This is a genomic window from Devosia sp. XK-2 (assembly GCF_037113415.1).
GTDB lineage: Bacteria > Pseudomonadota > Alphaproteobacteria > Rhizobiales > Devosiaceae > Devosia.
Genome location: NZ_CP146608.1, coordinates 847,245 through 867,043 on the forward strand (window position 1 = coordinate 847,245; position 19,799 = coordinate 867,043).

A 19,799-nucleotide genomic window follows, 5' to 3' on the forward strand; every position below is an offset into this window, starting at 1 on the left:
GAAGGGCCGCAAGGGAAAGAGGAAACCCGAGCGGCAAGAGCGCGGCCCGAGGGCCGCAAAGGGAGGATATAATGCAGTTTGTTAAACTCGGTCTATTCGCGAGCCTGGCGGCGAGCGCATTGGTCGCAGCCACGCCCGTTCAGGCCCAGGTGACGCTCAAGGTCTGGTCCATCGATGGCAATGACCGCCCGGGCATCGCCGATACCTTCTCCAAGGAATTCGACGAGGCCAATGACGATATCGTCGTGGAATATCGGTACATTCCATTCGACGAATTGGTGAATGAAACGCTGCGCGCCTTTGCCACTGGCAATGCGCCCGACATCGTTTCATTCGACAATCCCGACTTTGCTCTGTTCTCGTCGCGCGGTGCCATGCTCGACATTACCGACCGGGTCGCCAATTCCGAGATCATCGGCAAGGCTGAATATTTCCAGGGCCCGCTTAATTCGGTGACCTGGGATGGCAAGCTCTATGGTGTGCCGAAATATACCGACACTATCGGCATCTTCTATAACAAGGATCTCATGGCCGCCGCAGGCCTCACCGAGCCGCCGACTACCTGGGCCGAAGTGGCCGAATATGCGGAAAAGCTCACCGATCCGGCCAACAACGTCTATGGCGTTACCTTCTCGGCCCGCGCCGGCGAAGAAGGCACGTTCCAGTTCCTGCCCATCATCCAGATGTCGGGTGGCGACGCCAATAAGGTCAACACCGAGGGCGCTGCTGAAGTACTCGACCTGTGGAAGACCATTATTGACAATGGCTGGGCCTCGCGTGACGTCCTTAGCCTTGGTCAGTGGGATTCGACCGGTGTGTTCAACTCCGGCAATGCCGCGATGGCCGTTTCCGGCCCGTGGGAAATCGACCGCATGCTCGAAGACGCCGACTTCGACTGGGGCGTAGCGCTGCTGCCCACCATTACCGAAGGTGGCGAACGGTCCTCGGCGCTGGGTGGCTTTAACTGGGGCATCATGGCCAGCACTCAGCATCCGGATGAAGCTTTCCGCCTGCTCGAATATTATGTGAGCCAGGAAGATCGCCTGTTCCCTGAATTCGGCAACCTGCCGGCACGTGGCGATATCGAGCTGCCCGCCACCGGCATTGAAAAGAAAGACGCTGCGCTCAAGGTCTTCCAGGAGCAGTTGCAATATGCACAGCCGCGCGGTCCGCATCCGGAATGGCAGAAGATCTCCAAAGCCATCTATGATGCGATGCAGCAAGCCTTGACCGGTCAGATGTCTGCCATGGACGCCCTGAACCAGGCTCAGGCCACGATCGACACCATTTACTGATCCGTCCTCCCGACTGGCTGGCCGGGGCTCGCTCCGGCCAGCATTTTCCAACCCTATTGGAGAGTACGGTGTCGCGAATTCTCAATGCCCTGCGCGATGGAGTGGGATTTGATATCCTGCTGGTCGGTGCAGCCCTCATCTTCCTGCTCGCCCTGGCTGGGGCGCCGCTGCTCTATAATGTGCTGATGAGCTTCCAGCAGGTCGACATGTTCACCCTGGGTGCGCTCTTCCGGCCCTTTGTCGGCTTCGACAACTATGTCGCGGTGGTGCGGCAGCCTGAATTCTGGCTCGTTACGCGCAACACCTTCATCTTCGTCTTTGGGTCCATGGCTGGGCAATTCGTGCTTGGTTTTGCCCTGGCCCTGTTTTTTGCGCAGCGCTTTCCCGGCGCGGCAACCATTCGCGGCCTGTTTCTGGTGTCCTGGGTCATGCCCGGCCTCGTGGTCGGCGCCATCTGGAGCTGGATTTTGGCCGGTGACTTTGGCGTGCTCAACGTTATCCTTAAGACCTTCGGCATCATCGACACCAATATCTTCTGGAAGTCGGATCCGAATTTCTCCATCTGGGCGGTCGTGATCGCCAATATCTGGCTCGGCCTGGCCTTCAACATGTTGCTGTTGTCCGTCGGACTGGCTGCCATTCCGCGCGACCTTTACGAGGCCGCCGAACTCGATGGCGCCAACGCTTTCCAGCGCTTCTGGACCATTACCCTGCCCATGATGCGCTCAACCATTGGCGCTGTGCTGTCTCTGGGTCTTATCGGCACCCTGCAGCAATTCGACCTGTTTCCAGCGCTCACCGAAGGCGGGCCGGCCAATACGTCCAACGTGGCCGGGTTCTGGTCCTGGCAGCTGAGCTTCCAGCTCTACGATTTCGCCAAGGGCGCGACCGTGTCGGTCATGATGTTCCTGCTCGTTCTGTTTGCCTCGGTCGTCTATGTGCGATCGACCCGTCATGAGGTGCGCGGATGACCAAGCCCTATACTCCTTGGTTCCTGCTGGCCGTGGCGCTGGCCCTGGCGGCGGTCTACCTGTTTCCGCTCTACTGGATGTATGTCACCAGCCTCAAGGGCAGCTCGGAGATCTTCGCCAATCCACCAACCTTCTGGCCGCGTGATCCCGACACGTCCGTTTATCCCGAGGTCTGGGCGCGGCGCACCATGCCGGTCTATCTCTGGAACTCGGTTGTTATCGCCTCGGGCGTCACGGCCATCACCGTGATCCTGGGCACTGGTTGCGCCTATGTGCTGGCACGTTACCGCAATGTCTGGATCGATATCGGCCTGTTCTGCGTGCTCATGCTCCAGGTTCTGCCGGCGTCTGTGATGGTCACGCCGCTCTTTGTGGGTTTCAACCAGGTTGGCCTGCTCAGCTATCCCCGTACCGCGGTGGTGCTGGCGGCGGCGGCCAAGGCCATGCCCTTTTTCGTGGTTCTGGTGCGTGCGACGTTTATGAGCGTGCCGCGTGAACTGGAAGAGGCCGCACTTGTCGACGGCAACTCGCGCATCGGGGCCTTCTTCTCCATCGTCCTGCCGCTGGCGCGGAACGGCATTCTCGTCTGCGCCATCCTGACCTTCATGAGCGCCTTTGGCGAGTACATCTACTCCAAGTCGATCATCCAGAGTCCCAACTTGCAGCCCGCCAGCGTTGGTCTGTCTGGCTTCCTCGGTCCCAATTCCAGCGACTGGAGCGGCATCATGGCCTATTCGGCCATCTACGTGACACCGATCCTGGCCGCCTTTGTCATCCTGCAGCGCCGCATCGTATCCGGCCTAACTTCGGGAGCCCTCAAATGAGTGCCCAACCGCAGATCGAACTCGTCGCTATCGACAAACACTACGGCAATTTCCACGCCCTTAAAAATATCGACCTCGTTATCCCCAAGGGCCAGTTCGTGGCGCTGGTCGGCCCCTCGGGCTGTGGCAAGTCTACCCTCCTGCGCTCCCTGGCGGGGCTGGAAAGCATTACCGGCGGTACCATGAAGATTGCCGGTGAGGTCATGAACGGCGTACCGCCGCGCAAGCGCGACGTGGCCATGGTCTTCCAGTCCTATGCGCTCTACCCGCATATGACCGTGGAGCAGAATCTCACCTATTCCCTGCGCCTCAAGCGCGTCCCCAGGGGCGAGGCGAAAAAGGCCGCGGACGAGGTCGCCAAAACGATCGGCCTGCAGCAATTGATGCATCGCTATCCGCGCGAGCTATCAGGCGGCCAGCGCCAGCGCGTGGCCATGGGCCGGGCAATCATTCGGCACCCCAAGGCCTTTCTCTTCGACGAACCATTGTCCAACCTCGATGCCGCGCTGCGCGTCCACATGCGCAAGGAAATCCGCGCGCTGCATGATCGGCTCGGCGCGACGTCCGTCTATGTGACCCATGACCAGATCGAAGCCATGACCATGGCCGACCATGTTGTGGTCATGCGCGATGGCGTGATCGAGCAGCAGGGTAGCCCGCTCGAGCTTTACGACAGCCCCGCCACGCGCTTCGTTGGCGGCTTTATCGGCTCGCCGGCCATGAACTTCATCTCCGGAACCATCGCGGCCGACGGCCGGAGCATCCTGCTCGATATGCAGGATACCGGCGCCTTGCCAATTGGCAGGCAGTTGGAGCCGGGACGGAAGGTGATTGTGGGGCTGCGCCCAGAGCACATTGAGGTGGGCACCGGCGCGACGGGGCAGATTAGTCAGCCTGTGGCGGTGGTGGAATCGACCGGCTCGCTCACATATCTGACCACGGGCGCTACGCCGGAATTGACAGTCGTCATCACTGGCCGCAGTGACATCAAGGCCGGTGACCGGGTCGGTCTCTCCATCGCGCCCGAGCGCGTCCACCTGTTTGATGCCGAGACCGAGCGCGCTGTCTGATCTGATCGGTTTGGGGGCGCATGCCGGATTTAGCCGGCTGCGCCCAAAGCGGCCCGAACCTTATCAAGGCCCTGCGCCGTCCCCTCGGCCGGTCGATATTCAAGTCCCACAGCGCCATTATAGCCGTTTGCATAGAGCCAGGTGAGGCGCTGGCCGAGATCGATCTCACCCAGACCGGGGTCGTTGCGGCCAGGATGGTCGGCGACATGGGCGTGGACGACGCGTGAAACGCGCTGGTTCAGTACATCCTCTATGCGCTCGCCCATGACATAGGAATGATAGAGGTCATAGATGATGCCGATTTCCGGCCGCCCGACCTCGTCGACAATGTTGAGCGCCTCGCGGGTCGAAGAGAGGTAATAACCCTTGTGATCGATAAAGGTATTGAGCGGCTCGACACCCAGCCTGACCCCGCTGCCCTCCAGCACAGTCGCCGCCGCAGACAGGCAGTCCACCAGAGCCTTGTGCTGCTCCTCGCGCGTTCGGCCTTCAAGATCGTCACCCGCCTGGGCGATCAGAACCTTTGCGCCCAGCCGCTGCGCCGTCTTTACTGACGTGGCTAGGCCGGCAAGGAAGGCTGCGTGATTTGCCGGATCGGTCAGCGCAATCATTGGCTCGGCAACAAAACCACTCAGCGGCAGTCCCGTTTCCTTGAGCGCCGCTTCCACAGCGTCAATGTCCTTGTTGGACCAGAACCAGAATTCGACGGCGTCAAGACCGGCCGTCTTGGCTAGGCGAATACGGTTAGCGAAGTCGTCGCTGGCCTCGGAAAACAGCCATTCAATGCAGGCAGACAGTATCATCTCGACCCAATAGGTTCGCGTTCAACGATAATCGATCAGGACCTGCATGACCTCGGGCGAACCCTGATCGAGCAGGCTATAACCTTGCGCCGCTTCGGCAAGCGGCACGCGGTGAGTAATGAAGCCCTTGAGGTCGGGGGCCAGGGCAGAGAGATATTCCAGCGCAATTGTGCCACGTCGCTCCACAGACCAGAGTGGTCCGAGGAAAGGGTTCACCGCACCCACCTGCGATGAGATGATACGCGGCCGATTGTGGTGAAATTCGCCCGATAGACTGAGGCCTTCAAAAGTCCCGCCATACCAGGACATGGCGACCACCGTGCCGTTGAAGCCGGCAATACGGATGGCTTCATTGAGCGCAGGAGCGGCACCTGACACCTCAATCACCGTGTCCGCGCCGCGACCCTGCGTGAGGTCGCGTACCTGTTCGGCAATTTCCCCCGACGCCGGGTCGATCACCGTTGTCGCTCCGCCCGCAAGAGCGGCTTGCCGCCGTCCTGCAATGCCATCGACGGCGATGATCTGTCGGGCCCCATTGCGCCGTAGCAGCCGCGTGACCAACTGCCCTATCACACCCAATCCGCTGACCACCACGTCAGCGCCCAGCGCGATATTGGCGTCTAGCAGGCCATTATAGGCGGTGTTGAGATTGGCAAAGAAAACACCGATCTCAGGATCGTCGATATCGCCCAACGGCACAACGGCTTTCGCGTCAATAACCGCATTCCGGCCATGCGGCACGTAGGCAAATACCAGTTCGCCCTTCGCGAGATGGATGACGCCTGCACCCAAAGTGGCGATGCGGCCCACCGCTGCATAGCCGTAGCGCGCTGGCCAGTGCCAGTCCGATCCATTGGCATCCGAGAATAGACGCGTTTTCGGGTGCATGGATTGACGCCATTGCGGCGCGAGACCACGAAATACATTCAGCTCTGTGCCCGCGCTGATGCCAGAGACCACCAGATCGAGCTGCACTTCGCCCGGTCCGGGGGCAGCAAGCTCTTCGGAGCGCACCTCAACAGCGCGCGGACCGGTAAAATAGAGCGATTGGGTCGTCACGGACACGTTCGTCACCCCTTGATGCCGCCAGCGGTCAGGCCACCGACAAGTTGATTGCGGAAGAGAAGAAACAACAGGACCGTCGGCGCCGCGATAACCACGCCGCCGGCCATGACCACCCCCCAGCTGAATGAATAGGGGTCAAACAGGGTCTGCAGGGCCAGCGGCAAGGTCTTGACCTCGGTGCTCGTGATGACCGCCAAGGCCAGCAGATATTCTCCCCAGGACAGGACAAAAGCAAATGTGCCTACGGCCACGACGGCCGGACGGATCAGAGGCAGGGTGATGCGTACCATAGCCCCGAGTTGGGACGAGCCATCGATGACCGCCGCCTCTTCGAGTTCGCGCGGCACCGCATCGATATAGCCCTTGAGCATCCAGACCGCGATCGGCAGGCCAAGGGCGAGATGCATGAAGGTCAATGCTGTCAGTGTGTTGGCCAATCCCAGCGCGCGGACGATGACCACTAGGGGAACGAGTACGGCTACGGCGGGCAGCATCTGCGTGGCCAGGATCAGAAAGCCGACGACGTCGCGGCCACGATAGGTGAACCGGCTCAGCGAATAGGCCGCAGGGACCGCTATCAGCATCGTGCCGACAGCAACAATGCTGCCCACGATCAGGCTATTGCGCAGCGCAATCAGGAAGTCGCCGCGCGAAAAGATTGCGGTGAAGTGGTCCAAGGTGACCCGCGTGGGGACCATGCTACGCGTCATAATGTCGGCGTCGGGCCGCACCGAGGCAATAAAGACCCAGGTGATGGGCAAAAGCACCAACGCCAGCAGCAGCACAGTGACCAGGTCCAGAACAATATCGCGAAAACGCCTCCCGCGTGCGGTCATTCCTGCCTCCGCAATCGCAGAATAAGGAAGGAGGCCGTGGCCAGAATGACCAGCATGACGATGCTGATGGCTGCCGCATAGGCGGGGCGCAGGTCGGTGAATACCGCCTTGAACATGGTGATGCCCAGTATGGTGGTTGCATCCTGCGGTCCGCCGCGGGTCATGATCCAGGGCAGGTCGAAGCTGTAAAAGGCCAGAATGCCCAGCACCAACCCTATGATCAGTATGGTATTTTGGATTGAGGGCAGAGTGATGCCCACAAATCGTTGCCAGGGGCTGGCACCGTCGATCGCTGCCGCCTCGTAGAGTTCGACTGGGATTGATTTCAATGCGGCCAACAGCGCCAGCACCATGAACGGCATGCCCTTCCAGCCCGAAATGAAGGTGATGACCGCCAATGCCATGTTCGGGTCGTTGAGAATGGAGCTGTTGCCGGCCAGGCCGAGAAGTTGCAGCACGGCATGCAAAATGCCCACTTCGCTGTCGAGCAGGAAACGCCAACCATAGCCCAGGACAATGAAGGGCGTGACCCAGGGCAGGAGGATCAGCGCCGAGGCCAGACGGGCGATCGCCGTGTCGCGATTGAGCAGCAAGGCCAGCGGCAGGGCGAGCGCGATTTCGACGGCAACTGTGCCCAGTGTCCATATCCAGGTGCGCCAGAAGGCGCGCCACAACGCGGAATCGGTCAGCAGGGCCTGAAAATTGACCAGTCCGCCCCAGACTGGTTGCGGACTGCGCAGCAGATACCAGTCCTGAAACGATAGCCACAACGCGTAGAGCAAAGGGAGACCGGCTATGGCGAGGGCGACGAAAACGGCCGGCGCCACAAGTATATAGGGCAGGGCCAGCTTGCTCAGGGCCCGAGGCTTGTGCTCTGCAGCGGATGTGAACATGAACCGGTCTTGGGTGAGGAAGAAAAAGCCCCGGACAGCGGGAGGTCGCAGCCGTCCGGGGGGCGCCTTAGCGCGCGAGGACCGTATTGATGTCGGTGCACAGATCGCTCACCGCCTGGTCAATATCTTTCTGGCCTAGGGCTACGGCCTGAACCGCCCTCTGGATGGTATCAACCTCAAGCTGCCCCATCTGGGCAATGGCTTCGCTCGGATATTGGTAGGGCCGGGCATCCTGCAACTGCTCGACAAAGAGCGGGTACGGGAACTCTGTCCAAGGCGCTTCCTTTGCCAGCGATATGCTGCCGGGAATGAAGCCTCCGGCGATGGCGAGTTCCTTGAATGCCTCCCCATGCGTGGCGAACATGATGAACTGACCGGCCGCTTCCTTAGCGTCCGACGCGTTCCACATCACCAGCGGCCAGCCGCCCAGGAAACCCGAACGATTGACGGGGCCGGCCGGAACCATGGCGATGTCGACTGCATCGAACCATTCCGGCTGTTCGGCGACCAGGTCGCGATAAAGGCTGGGATGCATCAGGATCATGCCATAGCGCCCATCCAGGAAGCCGCGCTGGAACGTATTGCCGTCCATGCTAGCCGCATCGGGATGGGTCGAACCATCCAAGGCGATACCGGTATAGATGGCAAGCGCATCCTTGAATTCGGGGGAATCGAAGCCGCAGGTTCCGTCTTCGGCAAGCATGCGCGCGCCATAGCCGAGATAGGCGCTCATGAAATTATGGACGGTGAAATAGTCCAGGCTCGTGGAAAGCCCGATGCCATAGATGCCGTCCGGCGTGCCCTCGGTCAGGGTTTTTGCCATTGTGCGCAATTCGTCCCAGGTCGCCGGTGGCATATCGGGGTCCAGGCCCGCCTGCTCGAAAAGGTCACGGCGATAGTAAAGCGCGCGGGTTTCCACTGCGATAGGGGAGGCCCACCACTGACCGCCGAGATTGTAATAGCCTTTGTCACCCGGCCAGATATTGGCGGCAACATCTGTGCCGTGTTCCGCGTCGTAGGCGGCAAAGGCATCGTCGAGCGGCGCGAGGGCGCCAATGGCTTGGAACTGGGCGACGACGTTGTTGCCCAGCATCGACACGTCGGGCAGGCCGCCGGTTGTTAGCGCCGTCACCAGCCGCTGCTGTTGCTCGGACCAGGGCACGATCTCCATCACCACATCGACGCCGTCATGGCTGGCCTCGAAGGCCTCGATAATGTTCTCCCAGGCGGCAATGTCATTGGGATTGGTCGAAAACTGCCAGAACGTGACTGTCTGCGCCAAGGCAGGGGTCACAACCAGAGTAGAGGCGAGCGCTGTCGCCGCCAGCAGGGCATACCGCATAAAGTCCCTCCCACGAAACTCGAACGTTACGAGTGGCGCCTTCTCCCAAGAAGCGCATATGTCATCGTTGACATATTGAATAGTTAACACGCGCCTAACACCTGTGTCAAACTGCCTCACCGTCAGGCGCGGGCCCCGTCGAATGCCGGATGATCAAACTTGTCTCCAGAACGATTTCCTCCGGCGCGTCGCGATCCTCTATAGCCGCCAGGGCCAATTCGAACCCGCTGGACCCCAGCGCCGCCATCGGTTGGGCCACCGTGGTCAGTTCCGGAGCAAGATAGGCTGCAATCGTGTCATCAAACCCGACCACAGACACGTCCTGTGGCACGCGCCGGCCGGCTCGATACAGCGATTGCAGCACACCCGTGGCCAGGATATCGCAGGTTGCAAAGATCGCGGTAGGCGGTCTCGGCAGGGCCATCAGTGCATCGGCATGCTGTTGCCCCTCCACCCCCGAAACTTCTGCGTCCAGATCATAATAGGTGCCCAGTCGAATATAGCCGGGATCGGGTGTGAGCCCGTGCGCAGCCATGCCGTCGCGATAAGCAGCGAGGCGGTCGTCCTCCACCGACCTCTGGCGCGCGAGATCGCGCGGATAAATCGCTGGATCGCCCCCTACAAAGGCGATGCGGCGGTGCCCAAGGCCAACAAGGTGGTCGACGGCCGCTCGCGCACCGACATAATTGTCGACGCGCACGGATCTGGCCGTGCCAGTCAACGAGCGTTCAAGCTCGACGGCGGGAATGCCGGCATCGCTTAAAACGTGCACATTGTCCGGGCTGGCGGTGGTGCAGAACAGCACCGCATCCACGCGCTGGGCGATGAAGGTTTCGACGCCGTGACGCTCGTGGCTTTCGCTGCCCCCGTGATTGAAGATCACCACGCGATAGCCCGCCGCAATAGCTGCCGCCTCGACCGCTCGGGCAACGCCGGCAAAAAGTGGATTGACCGTTATCGCCGTCAGCATCAAGCCGATAGTGTAGGTGCGCTGGATACGCAGGCCGCGCGCCACGACATTGGGCCGATAGTTCGTCGCCTCGACGGCGGCCAGCACCTTTTCGCGCGCCTTGCTTGAAATATAGCCCTGTTGCTTGAGGACGCGATTCACGGTGGCGGTCGACACCCCGGCGAGCCGCGCGACTTCCATAAGCGTCGTACTCTTCCTGCCCAATGACCTTCCCCGACCTCGCACACACAGGCGCAGGCGTACCTCGCCATATTACGTGCAGCAACGCTGGGCACCATGTCATGGGTCCGCAGATGGCATTGCCGTCTCGTCGGGTCCAGAATGGCGCTAATGGGCTGTTAATGAAATACCTTTTTTCGGTCCGTCAGAGATCAGCGCCGGGCAGGCCCAAAGGCGCGAATAGGGCCCGGGTAGCAAGAGCGCGGCTATTTCCGCGACTCAAACGCCCTCTGCCCCGCAGGCAATGACATCCGTGCCGGCCGCCGACAGCGCCGCTGCGGCAAGCCCGTCGTCCGGCAAAAGGTCCGTGAAGAAGGTCGTTATGCGGCTGAACGGCGCCACGCGGACCGAAGCATCCCTTGTCCATTTGCTGTGATCGGCCGCCAGAAATCTGGTCCGAGAATTCTCGATCAGGGTTGTTGTGGTCTGTGCCTCGGAATAGCTGAAATCGAGAAGGCCTTTTTCCGGATCGAGAGCGCCGGCGCCGACCACGGCATAGGTGGCGTAAAACTTCTCAAAAAACAGCAGTGAGTCCGCGCCGACCACATCACGGTCATTGTGCCGCAACAGCCCGCCCGTCATATGAACCTCGATCTGCGGCGCATTGCACAGGGCCAGCGCCACATCGATATTGTTGGTGACGACGCGCAGCCCATTATGCCCGCGCAGTGCCTCGGCCACGAATTGCACCGTGCTGCCAATGCCCATGAACACGGTCGCTCCCGGTTCGATCGTTGTGGCAATACGATGCGCTATGCGCCGCTTGGCGCCACTATTGAGAATTGAACGCGCATTGATGGAGATGTTGCGCACCTCGACGGGAGCATCCACCCCGCCATGAAACCGTCGCGCATAGCCAAGGTCGCATAATGCGTTGATATCACGGCGAATAGTTTGCGTGGTTACCGCGTAGCGCGCCGCCAGGTGGTCGATATATTGCGCGCCTTCTGTCTCGATAAGCGCCAGGATGTCGCGTTGCCGCCCTGACAGCATCACCTCTGCCACCATCGTCTTGCTATTCCAGGAAGAGGGCAGGGTTGTCGGTGATGACCCCGGTCAGGCCAGCGCCCCAGAACGAAATCAACTGCACTGGATCGTTGCAGGTCCAGGCGCGCACTTTGATACCGCGCCGGGTTGTTTCCTCGAGCATGCCAATGCTAAGCGCCTTGTAATGCATATGAATGGTGGTAGCTGGGATTGCCGCCAATTGGCCGGCCCAATCCTCGGGTGGACGGCCCCAGAGCATAGCCATTTCCAGATCGGGCTCGAGCCCATGCATGGCCCTGAGCGCCTCGGGATCAAAGCTCGAAATCATGATCTCGGTCTGCGCCGAACGTTGGGAAATATCGGCTTGAACCGCATGAACCAGTTGGTCGAGCGACTTGTGATGCTTGTGATGCTTGTGATGCTTGTGATGCTTGTGCTGCTTAATCTCCACATTGGCGCTGAGACCGAGTTCGCCAAGGGCCGAGATGACTTCAGCCAGGGTCGGAATGCGTTCGCCGGCAAAGCGCTGGTCGAACCAGCTGCCCGCATCAAGCGCCGCAATCTGGGCTAGGCTCAGATTACCAAGCGGGCCCTTGCCTGAACTGGTCCGGTCCACGCTGTCATCGTGAATAACCACCAAAGTGCCATCGGCACTCAGGGCTACATCCAACTCCACCCATTTGGCACCTTGTTCGGCCGCAAGGCGAAAAGCCGCAAGCGTATTTTCGGGGGCTATGGCAGAAGCGCCGCGATGCGCTTGGACTTCACCAGGGGCAGGGCCGATGTCGGAAGGATGGGTCATAAGAGGTCTTTGTCTGTGTGAACGCAGCCGCAATAGGCCGCTTTGACTACAGATTTGCGACACTGAACGGCAAAGACCGTTCAGACGCGCTCAAATGAACATTGGTTTCAGCGCGATGCACAACATCACGGCGCCGGCGAGGATCGTCGGTCCTGAGTGCTTGGATTATTCCCCACCGCGTGGCACCCGTGGCGGCCGTTCTAGGATGCGTGGTGTTCTGCTTCGCTCCCTCCCCAGCCGGCTATGACCCCGGTGAGCACGCAGATGGTCGCGAAGGCGATAGTCACAGCCAAAATGCCAAACATGGCATTGGTCAGGCCCATGGCGACAAATCCGGAAATCAACGTCGTGGTCAGCGTTATGGTCCAGCGGCGCAGCGTCGACTTTGGCATACGCAATGCTTCGACAATTGGAGCCAGGACGATCAGCCCATAGGCAATGATCCCGAGAGTGCCGGCGCTCGCCGCCAGATCAATCAGGTCGTTGTGCAGGTGGGGCGTGCCGGCAAAAGAACCATCGGCCATAGAATTTGCCACGGTAGTGAACGCAAATGGTCCGTGACCAAAAATAGGAGCGTCTAGAAAGGCGCGAAATCCACCAAGATACATCTGGAGGCGCAGGTCCGTCGAATAGTCGGTCGGAGCGCCGTGGGCGAAGGTGTCCGAAATGTCGATCAATACCCTCTGCACACCCGAAAGGCTGCTGGCCCCCAGCGCGAGCGCCAGGACCGCGAGAATGACAAGCGCGACAATGCCCAACAGCACGATCCTGCGTGGCAACAGGCGCGTTAAGGCAGCGACAAGAGCCATCACGCCGAACATCGCCACGGCAGCAACGATAGCGCCACGCGTGCCGGACAGGATGATTGGGACGACGGCAACGATCGGGACAGAAAGGAACAGGTAGCGAGCCCAGTGCCGGCTCGATAACACACCGACAAGGGCGCAGAAACTGACAAGAAGAACAACGTCCGCGAAGTGGATCGGGTTGGCCACTAGTGTTCCTGCCCTGTTCGTCCCGGTCGTTTGCACTTCAAATATCGCCATCACTGCTGCGCCCGCCGTGCCACATAGCGCAAGTAAGCCTGTCCAGGCCGCAAGCGACGAACTTTCGAAGCCTTTCAGCAATGTCACCAGCGGCACAATGGCAAGCAGCGGGAGAAAATAGAGAAGGCCCTCCAGGCCAGCCGGCCCCGCACTGATCACATAGGCCAGGCCGATTAGCAGGAGGCCTGCCAATGGCATCCACATAATCGGTCGCCCGAACTCGATCGTAACCTGCGGCCAGATCAGGAATAGCCCGATAGCGCTGGCGACGAGAAACAGAGCGTTGCTGGCCTCGGGCGCGACTGGCGCCATAGCCAGCGCGGCGATAAGGCAGATGAATGGAATGGCGTTTTTAAAGGTGAGGGTCATGACAAACCCATTAGCCTCGCCTCCCAGTATCCACAAGCATGCGCTGAACCTTGCGAGCCGCCGACCCAAGGTCACATCGCCACTCCATCGCGATATATGGGTCACACTGCCCGGGAGTTTGCACATTCTTCATTGCCCGGTCCTAGATTGGTCGGTAGTTTGTCGGCCACGGGCGTATCGGCTTTGGACGGCGTTGCGAATTCTGATTTTGGCGTAGTGTGGTCATGGCAACCCCAAGCTCTGAGGCTCGAAACGCAAGGGGTACCCGCTGATGGGGTCCGGCAAGGGCGCTCTGCTGGCATGGGCCTGCATGCTGGCCCTGATGTCTGCCGGCGCTACTATCCCAGCTAGCGCGCAGGGCCTGTTGCCTTCTGATTTTTTTAACGCGCCAATCGATCCGGCCGCTCCAACGGCGGTGGAGGCTGAAGAACTTGTCTTTGACTCGGTGCACAACCAGATAACGGCCCGCGGCGATGTGGTCCTGCGCGTTAGCGGCTATGTGCTATCCGGGGATCGTCTTGTCTATCGGCGCGCTGACGGCGAGATGGAGCTAATCGGCAATGTCGTCGTCATCGATCCCTCGGGCAATACCTCCCATAGCGATCGGCTTGACCTGACAGGCGGATTGAAACGCGTCGTCCTCGACAGCATGACCCTTACCGCCCATGACGGGTCACGCGTTACCGCCGACAGCGCGGAATTCGATCAGGTCCTCAATTCCATTCTCACCAATATGCGCTACGCCCCTTGTGGCGATTGCATCGATTCCTCGGGGCAGCGGATCGGCTGGTCCATCAGCGCCGCCAGGGTCGTCCAGAATGCCCAGGACAACTCCATAACCCTAGAACAGCCTAGCCTGGCATTGCTCGGCATTCCGGTCGCCTGGTTGCCTTATCTCTGGCTGCCCGACATGAGCAATGAGGCGCTCGATTCCATTCCCAAGCCCAGCCTAGGTTACTCTGAGGAAATTGGCGTCAAGGTTGAAGTCCCCTTTACGGTCTATTCGACTGCGAACACCAGCGTCATTCTTTCCCCCACCCTGTTGAGCCGACAAGGCTTTTTGATGGGTGCCGAATGGATCCAGCGTTTCGACAAGGGCTCGTTCCGCATCAAGGCTTCGGGTCTCTACCAGTTTGATCAAACTGCTTTCAGCTTTGCCGATGCCAAGCGCGACTGGCGCGGTGCCGTCCAGGCACAGGGCGAGTTCCGGCCGATTGAGGACTGGACCGTTGGCGCGGCCTATTCGGTCTTTACCGACAGCGCCTATTTCGCCGACTACCTGCTCGATCCACGGCGTTCCGCGGTCAACGAGGTCTATGCTACACATCTGACCGCCGACACCTATATCGATGCGCGCATTCAGCAATTTAACATGCTGGGCGACAATCCCAGCTCAGTGCGCGAGCAGCAGGGCATCGCGCTGCCCAATATCCGCGTTGAGCGCAGCTTCACCCTGCCACCTGGCAGCGGGCGGATTGAAGTGGAAGCGCGGCTCCTGGGCATGACGCGCCAACTGGACTATTCCACCACGGTCAACGGGATTCCCTATGACTATGGCTATGCCGGCAGTCGGGTGCATGGCATGGCCCAGGCAAGCTGGCAGAACCAATGGATTGCTGGAGGAGCCGTCGTGACGCCTTTTCTGGGGTTAAGGCTCGACGGTGCTGGCTATGATGGCGGCAGCGCGCTAGCCTCGGCGCCGGCAGCGCAGACGATGCTGGGCGTCACGCCAATTGCGGCGCTCGATGTGCGCTATCCGCTGGCCGCCTATGGCAATGGCGTCACCCACCTGGTGGAGCCTATTGGCCAGATCGTTTATCGCGGTGCCGCGAGCAATATGCCTGGCATCACCAATGAAGATTCCCAGAGCGTGATCTTCGACGACAACAATATTTTCACCTACAACCGCTTTACCGGGATGGACCGCCAGGAAGAGGGGCTGCGGCTCAATTTAGGTGGCCGCTATCTGGCGAGCCTCGCCGATGGCAGCTATCTTGAACTGGTGGGCGGACAATCGTTCCAACTGGCCGGTACCAACGTCTTTGACCTCCCTAATCAGCAGCAGGTCGGGGTGGGATCGGGCCTCGAAAATGCAGCATCTTATGCCGTGATCGGCGCCTATGGTGCGCTCGCCGATACCCTCAAGGCAGGCGGCAAATTGCAGATCGACACCAGCACATTCGATATTGCGCGGGCCGGACTCGGCATGAGCTATAGTTACGATGGCTGGTCGGGCGCCCTGAATTACCGATACGCTGCCGCCACACCCGCTACCGGCAATATCCGTGACATGCACGAAATTGGCGCCGAGATATCGGTGCCTCTGACCGAATATTGGAGCGCCAACGGCAATGCCTATTGGGATCTTTCGGCCAATAGCTACCTGCAGGCGGGCGGTGGCCTGACCTATAATGACGGCTATCTGGTCGTCGCCGCAGGTATCACCCGCACCGGTCCGACCCATAGTTCGCCCAATGACCTGCGCGCGACGGCGACCTTCCGTCTCTTGGCACCCGCGGGCTTTGATGTCGGCTATTCGGGGGCCGTACCCGTGGGCAATCTGATCAAATGACTGGGGGAGCTGTGATGCGTCGAGGTCTTCGAGCGGCGTTGGCAGGCGGTATTCTTGCCGCAACGCTGGCCGGATGCACCAGCTTTGCGCCGGTCTATGGCGATCGAACGGGTGGCGACATGGCCTCCGCCCGCTTCAATTTTGCAGCGCCGGACAGCCGCGTCGAGCAGATCATCCTCAATCGGCTCAAACTCTCCTTCCCCGAACCGGCGCTCCCGTCCGATCCGACGCTGGACATCGCTGCGGCCGTCAGCGCGCCGCAAAATTCAATGTCCGACGCTTATGCTGTGGCGCGTCCCGTCAATGTGCGCGTCGAGGCAACGGTGACGATCAGGCGGAACAATGAGACCGTGTTCGAGGCCCGGCGCTTTGCCGACACGGCCTATCAGGGTGGCAAGCTAACGCCGGTCGATCTCGCGTCCGGTGAAGGAGCCAGTGAGGTGGCTGCACGTGCCGCCGCAGAGGCGCTGAGGGCGGCGATATTGGCCGGATATAGGCCATAGCCTGCAGGAATCTGCTTGTCTTCAGCGGCCAGTCTGCGCCTTGAAATTCTAGAACGCGATAGTCTGCACAGCCGACATAGATCTCCGCATCAGGGTGATAGGCGCGGATCAATGAACGTGCGTGCCATCGTCTGGCGCTTTGGGCAGGAAACGGCGCGTCGCGGCGCTGAACTGGTCGATATAGGTCAGCAGCACCGGCACCACCAAGAGTGTCAGAGCGGTGGAACTGACGAGCCCTCCGATCACCGCATGGGCCATCGGAGCGTTCTCGCCGCTGCCGCCATGCAGGTTGAGCGCCAGCGGCAGCATGCCGAAAATCATGGCCAGAGTGGTCATGATGATCGGGCGGAAGCGGGTCGCTCCGGCTTCCACAAGGGCCTCATAGAGGTTCCAACCCTCTCTGATGTGCTGGTTGGCATTGTCGACCAGAAGAATGGCATTCTTGACCACCAGGCCCATCAACATAATGAAACCGATCGCGGAGAACATATTGAGCGTCGAACCGCCCACCAGCAGGCCTGCCATCACACCAATCAGCGCCAGGGGCAGGGACCCCATGATCGCCAATGGCTGCAGGAAGCTGCCGAACTGGCTCGCTAGCACGAGATAGATGAAGATGACCGCCAGCAGCAGCGCCGAACCGACGGCGCCCATGGTCTCGGCGATCTGTTCGACATCGCCGCCGAACGATGTGCGATAGCCCGTCGGTAGATCCAGCGCCGCAACAACAGCCTGCAATTGCGGCGTGATCGAGCCCAGCTCGACGCCCTCCAGATAGGCTTCGATCGTCACGCCGCGCTGCAGATCCTGGCGACTAATCGTCGCCGGGCCAACGCTTTCGACAATGTCAGCGACCTGGCCGAGCGTGATCATTTGGTTCGATCCGGTAGCGCCCGACTGCGCAATGGGCAGATTGCCAAGCGCCAAGGCATCGTTGCGCAGCCCTTCAGGCAGGCGAACCACGACCGAATAGACCTGGCCGTTCTGCGCCGTCCAGTCGGCCACGTCTTCGCCGGCGATCAGAGGTGACAGCGTGGCTGCGATCTGCCCCATGGACACACCCAGATTATCGGCCAGATCGCGATTGATCCGGATACCCACCACTGGCTGAGCCTCATCCAGGCTCGACGTGATATCGATCAGGCCCGGCACTTCCGCCAGCTTGGCTTCAAGCTCGTCGGCCAACCGTCCAAGCACTTCGAAACTGTCGCCATAGAGTGTCACCGAAACGGGGGCCGCGTTGCCGCTGACACCGGACGCTGCGGACACCTGGAATTTCGCGCCGGGAATAGCCTCCAGCGCCGCTCTGACGCTTGGCATCAGTTCGACAGGTGTAACGCTGCGCAGCGCCTTATCGACCAGGGTGACGGTCATGGTACCGCTATTGGCGCCCGCGGCCGACAAACCGCCCCCGACGGTCGAATAGATCGTTTTGACTTCCGGGAATGTCTTGATGACCGTCTCCGCCTGATAAAGTTTAGCGGCGGTCGCCTCCTTGGACGAACCGGCCGATGTTTCGACCGCCACGGTAAAATTGCCGTTGTCGGTTACCGGCACGAATTCGACCCCCACCAGGGGAAACAACATGAACGTGCCCACAAACGACATCAGGGCGATGAGCAATACCGTTTTGCGGAATTTCAATCCCCAGCGGATCAGGTGGCGATAACCTCCGGTAGTCCAGGTAAACAGGCGGTCGAACTGCGCCACTAGCCGTCCGACCGGGCCGCGCTTCGTGTTCGGATTAGCCGCTGGGTCATGCCAGACACTCGACATCATCGGGTCCAGGGTAAAGGCCACGAACAGCGAGATCAGCACGGCAACCGAGACCGTCACGCCGAACTGCAGGAAAAAGCGCCCCATGATCCCGTCCATGAAGGCCACGGGCAGGAACACGGCCACGATGGACAACGTCGTCGCCATCACCGCCAATCCGATCTCATTGGTGCCGTCCAATGCCGCCTGACGATGCGACTTGCCCATATGCAGATGCCGCGTGATATTTTCGCGCACTACAATGGCGTCATCGATCAGAATGCCCACGGCCAGGGACAGAGCCAACAGCGTCATCATGTTAAGGGTGAAGCCCAAAAAGTTGAGCGCAATCATCGTGCCGATGATCGAGATCGGCAGTGTCAGCCCGGTGATGACGGTCGACCGCCAGGAATTGAGGAAAAGGAAGACGATGACGACCGCCAGGGCGGCGCCCTCGATCAGCATGTTCTGAACCGCATGGAAGGAGTTCTCCACCGGTTCGGCATTGTCGACCACGATCTCAATATGGACTTCGCCGGCCGGCAATTCCTTCTCGAGGAGTTGGTCGATGGTATGCCGAATGTCCTCGGCGACACCCACCGTATTAGCACCCTGGGTCTTGAGGATGTCCACGGCCAGGGCGCGCTGGCCATTGAGGATAGCCAGACTTGCCGCCTCGCCGGTGCCATCGACAATGGTGGCCACGTCGCGCAGGGTCACTGGCTGGCCGCCTTGATTGCCGACGGTCACATCGTAAAAATCCTGCTCGTCCTCCAGCCGTCCCAGCACCTGGATCGATTGCACGAGGCTGTCCTGGGTGATGGAACCGGCCGCCAGATCCTTGTTGGCGGCCTGCAGGGCTGAAACCACGGCACCAGGGCTGATATTGAAGGCGGCGAGGCGATCAGGATCGATCTCGATATTAAGCTGGCGCGGCACGCCGCCCACCACCGTGGCGCTCCCCACGCCGTCAATGTTGGAGATGCGTCGCGCGATGACATCTTCCGTCAGCGCCGTCAGATCACGGTCCGACAATGTATTGGAACTGACCGCCAAGGACAGTATCGGCAAGGCGCTGGGGTCGAAGCGCAGCACGCGTGGGTCGCCCGCGCCGTCCGGCAATCTGGCCTTGATCGGGTCGAGCTTGTCGCGAACATCAAGCGCCTTCTGCTGGGAGTCCGATTCCAGGTTGAAGATCATCAGTACCATGGCCTGGCCAGACTGGGCCGTGGACTGGATAGTGTCGAGCCCGGCTATGGTGTTGACGGCATCTTCAATAGGTTCGATGACGTCGGCCTCGACAGCCTCGGGCGAGGCTCCCGGATAGCTCACGACCACAGCAACGACCGGCAGATCGATATCGGGCAATTGCTCGATTGGCAGGCGTTGATACGAGTAGATGCCAAACACCAGGATCGCCACCATGATCATGGTGGCAAAAACGGGATGGTTGACGCTGATACGGGTCAGGAACATC

The 19,799-nt window shown here is 60.4% G+C and carries 16 protein-coding genes; 6 read left to right on the top strand and 10 right to left on the bottom strand.

From position 1 onward, the window contains the following. The first annotated feature begins 71 nt into the window (after positions 1–71). The 4 genes from V8Z65_RS04140 (at position 72) to V8Z65_RS04155 (ending at position 4,160) form a co-directional block, all read left to right on the top strand. Positions 72–1,295, top strand: a complete 1,224-nt coding sequence (locus V8Z65_RS04140; protein ID WP_338722737.1) for a sugar ABC transporter substrate-binding protein — start codon at positions 72–74, stop codon at positions 1,293–1,295. Positions 1,296–1,363: 68 nt separating this feature from the next. Then, positions 1,364–2,266: a sugar ABC transporter permease gene (locus V8Z65_RS04145; RefSeq protein WP_338722738.1), complete on the top strand. Its 903-nt coding sequence runs from the start codon at positions 1,364–1,366 to the stop codon at positions 2,264–2,266. Then, positions 2,263–3,090 carry a carbohydrate ABC transporter permease gene (locus V8Z65_RS04150; protein ID WP_338722739.1) on the top strand — a complete coding sequence of 276 codons (828 nt, stop codon included), beginning with the start codon at positions 2,263–2,265 and terminating at the stop codon, positions 3,088–3,090. The genes V8Z65_RS04145 and V8Z65_RS04150 overlap by 4 nt, the downstream gene beginning before the upstream one ends. Further along, positions 3,087–4,160, top strand: a complete 1,074-nt coding sequence (locus V8Z65_RS04155; RefSeq protein WP_338722740.1) for an ABC transporter ATP-binding protein — start codon at positions 3,087–3,089, stop codon at positions 4,158–4,160. The genes V8Z65_RS04150 and V8Z65_RS04155 overlap by 4 nt, the downstream gene beginning before the upstream one ends. 29 nt (positions 4,161–4,189) lie before the next feature. Here the strand turns inward: V8Z65_RS04155 and V8Z65_RS04160 are convergent, their stop codons facing one another. From V8Z65_RS04160 to V8Z65_RS04200, 9 genes are all read right to left on the bottom strand, one after another. Further along, the gene (locus V8Z65_RS04160) at positions 4,190–4,963 is read right to left on the bottom strand and encodes a TIM barrel protein (protein ID WP_338722742.1); all 774 of its coding nucleotides are present in this window, start codon (positions 4,961–4,963) and stop codon (positions 4,190–4,192) included. Between the two features lie 21 nt (positions 4,964–4,984). Then, positions 4,985–6,028, bottom strand: coding sequence for a zinc-binding alcohol dehydrogenase (locus V8Z65_RS04165; RefSeq protein WP_338722744.1), 1,044 nt, complete (start codon positions 6,026–6,028; stop codon positions 4,985–4,987). A gap of 5 nt (positions 6,029–6,033) precedes the next feature. Continuing rightward, positions 6,034–6,864, bottom strand: a complete 831-nt coding sequence (locus V8Z65_RS04170; protein WP_338722746.1) for a carbohydrate ABC transporter permease — start codon at positions 6,862–6,864, stop codon at positions 6,034–6,036. Next, positions 6,861–7,757, bottom strand: coding sequence for a sugar ABC transporter permease (locus tag V8Z65_RS04175; RefSeq protein ID WP_338722747.1), 897 nt, complete (start codon positions 7,755–7,757; stop codon positions 6,861–6,863). The genes V8Z65_RS04170 and V8Z65_RS04175 overlap by 4 nt, the downstream gene beginning before the upstream one ends. A gap of 67 nt (positions 7,758–7,824) precedes the next feature. Beyond that, complete coding sequence (locus tag V8Z65_RS04180; protein ID WP_338722749.1) at positions 7,825–9,099, bottom strand: sugar ABC transporter substrate-binding protein; 1,275 nt, start codon at positions 9,097–9,099, stop codon at positions 7,825–7,827. A gap of 106 nt (positions 9,100–9,205) precedes the next feature. Further along, a complete protein-coding gene (locus V8Z65_RS04185) occupies positions 9,206–10,273 on the bottom strand; it encodes a LacI family DNA-binding transcriptional regulator (RefSeq protein ID WP_338722750.1) in 1,068 nt (355 codons plus the stop codon). A gap of 234 nt (positions 10,274–10,507) precedes the next feature. Further along, positions 10,508–11,293 carry a DeoR/GlpR family DNA-binding transcription regulator gene (locus V8Z65_RS04190; RefSeq protein ID WP_338723946.1) on the bottom strand — a complete coding sequence of 262 codons (786 nt, stop codon included), beginning with the start codon at positions 11,291–11,293 and terminating at the stop codon, positions 10,508–10,510. A gap of 10 nt (positions 11,294–11,303) precedes the next feature. Next, positions 11,304–12,077: a glycerophosphodiester phosphodiesterase family protein gene (locus V8Z65_RS04195; protein ID WP_338722751.1), complete on the bottom strand. Its 774-nt coding sequence runs from the start codon at positions 12,075–12,077 to the stop codon at positions 11,304–11,306. A 200-nt stretch (positions 12,078–12,277) separates the two neighbouring features. After that, positions 12,278–13,567 carry an O-antigen ligase family protein gene (locus V8Z65_RS04200; RefSeq protein WP_338722753.1) on the bottom strand — a complete coding sequence of 430 codons (1,290 nt, stop codon included), beginning with the start codon at positions 13,565–13,567 and terminating at the stop codon, positions 12,278–12,280. A gap of 196 nt (positions 13,568–13,763) precedes the next feature. Here V8Z65_RS04200 and lptD point away from each other — a divergent pair, with 196 nt between their 5' ends. Next, positions 13,764–16,064, top strand: a complete 2,301-nt coding sequence (gene lptD / locus V8Z65_RS04205) for an LPS assembly protein LptD (RefSeq protein ID WP_338722754.1) — start codon at positions 13,764–13,766, stop codon at positions 16,062–16,064. Between the two features lie 14 nt (positions 16,065–16,078). Beyond that, positions 16,079–16,567 carry a hypothetical protein gene (locus tag V8Z65_RS04210; protein WP_338722755.1) on the top strand — a complete coding sequence of 163 codons (489 nt, stop codon included), beginning with the start codon at positions 16,079–16,081 and terminating at the stop codon, positions 16,565–16,567. 108 nt (positions 16,568–16,675) lie between these two features. On the opposite strand, the gene V8Z65_RS04215 is transcribed toward V8Z65_RS04210, so the two are convergent. Next, positions 16,676–19,798, bottom strand: coding sequence for an efflux RND transporter permease subunit (locus V8Z65_RS04215; protein ID WP_338722756.1), 3,123 nt, complete (start codon positions 19,796–19,798; stop codon positions 16,676–16,678). Between the last annotated feature and the right edge of the window lies 1 nt (position 19,799).

What these genes read in the sequence shown, in the direction of transcription:
- V8Z65_RS04155 (WP_338722740.1), top strand. Translation starts at nt 3,087, where the DNA reads ATGAGTGCCCAACCGCAGATCGAACTCGTCGCTATCGACAAACACTAC.
- V8Z65_RS04150 (WP_338722739.1), top strand. Translation starts at nt 2,263, where the DNA reads ATGACCAAGCCCTATACTCCTTGGTTCCTGCTGGCCGTGGCGCTGGCC.
- lptD (WP_338722754.1), top strand. Translation starts at nt 13,764, where the DNA reads ATGGGGTCCGGCAAGGGCGCTCTGCTGGCATGGGCCTGCATGCTGGCC.
- V8Z65_RS04160 (WP_338722742.1), bottom strand. Translation starts at nt 4,963, where the DNA reads ATGATACTGTCTGCCTGCATTGAATGGCTGTTTTCCGAGGCCAGCGAC.
- V8Z65_RS04140 (WP_338722737.1), top strand. Translation starts at nt 72, where the DNA reads ATGCAGTTTGTTAAACTCGGTCTATTCGCGAGCCTGGCGGCGAGCGCA.
- V8Z65_RS04180 (WP_338722749.1), bottom strand. Translation starts at nt 9,099, where the DNA reads ATGCGGTATGCCCTGCTGGCGGCGACAGCGCTCGCCTCTACTCTGGTT.
- V8Z65_RS04210 (WP_338722755.1), top strand. Translation starts at nt 16,079, where the DNA reads ATGCGTCGAGGTCTTCGAGCGGCGTTGGCAGGCGGTATTCTTGCCGCA.
- V8Z65_RS04170 (WP_338722746.1), bottom strand. Translation starts at nt 6,864, where the DNA reads ATGACCGCACGCGGGAGGCGTTTTCGCGATATTGTTCTGGACCTGGTC.
- V8Z65_RS04175 (WP_338722747.1), bottom strand. Translation starts at nt 7,757, where the DNA reads ATGTTCACATCCGCTGCAGAGCACAAGCCTCGGGCCCTGAGCAAGCTG.
- V8Z65_RS04215 (WP_338722756.1), bottom strand. Translation starts at nt 19,798, where the DNA reads ATGTTCCTGACCCGTATCAGCGTCAACCATCCCGTTTTTGCCACCATG.
- V8Z65_RS04195 (WP_338722751.1), bottom strand. Translation starts at nt 12,077, where the DNA reads ATGACCCATCCTTCCGACATCGGCCCTGCCCCTGGTGAAGTCCAAGCG.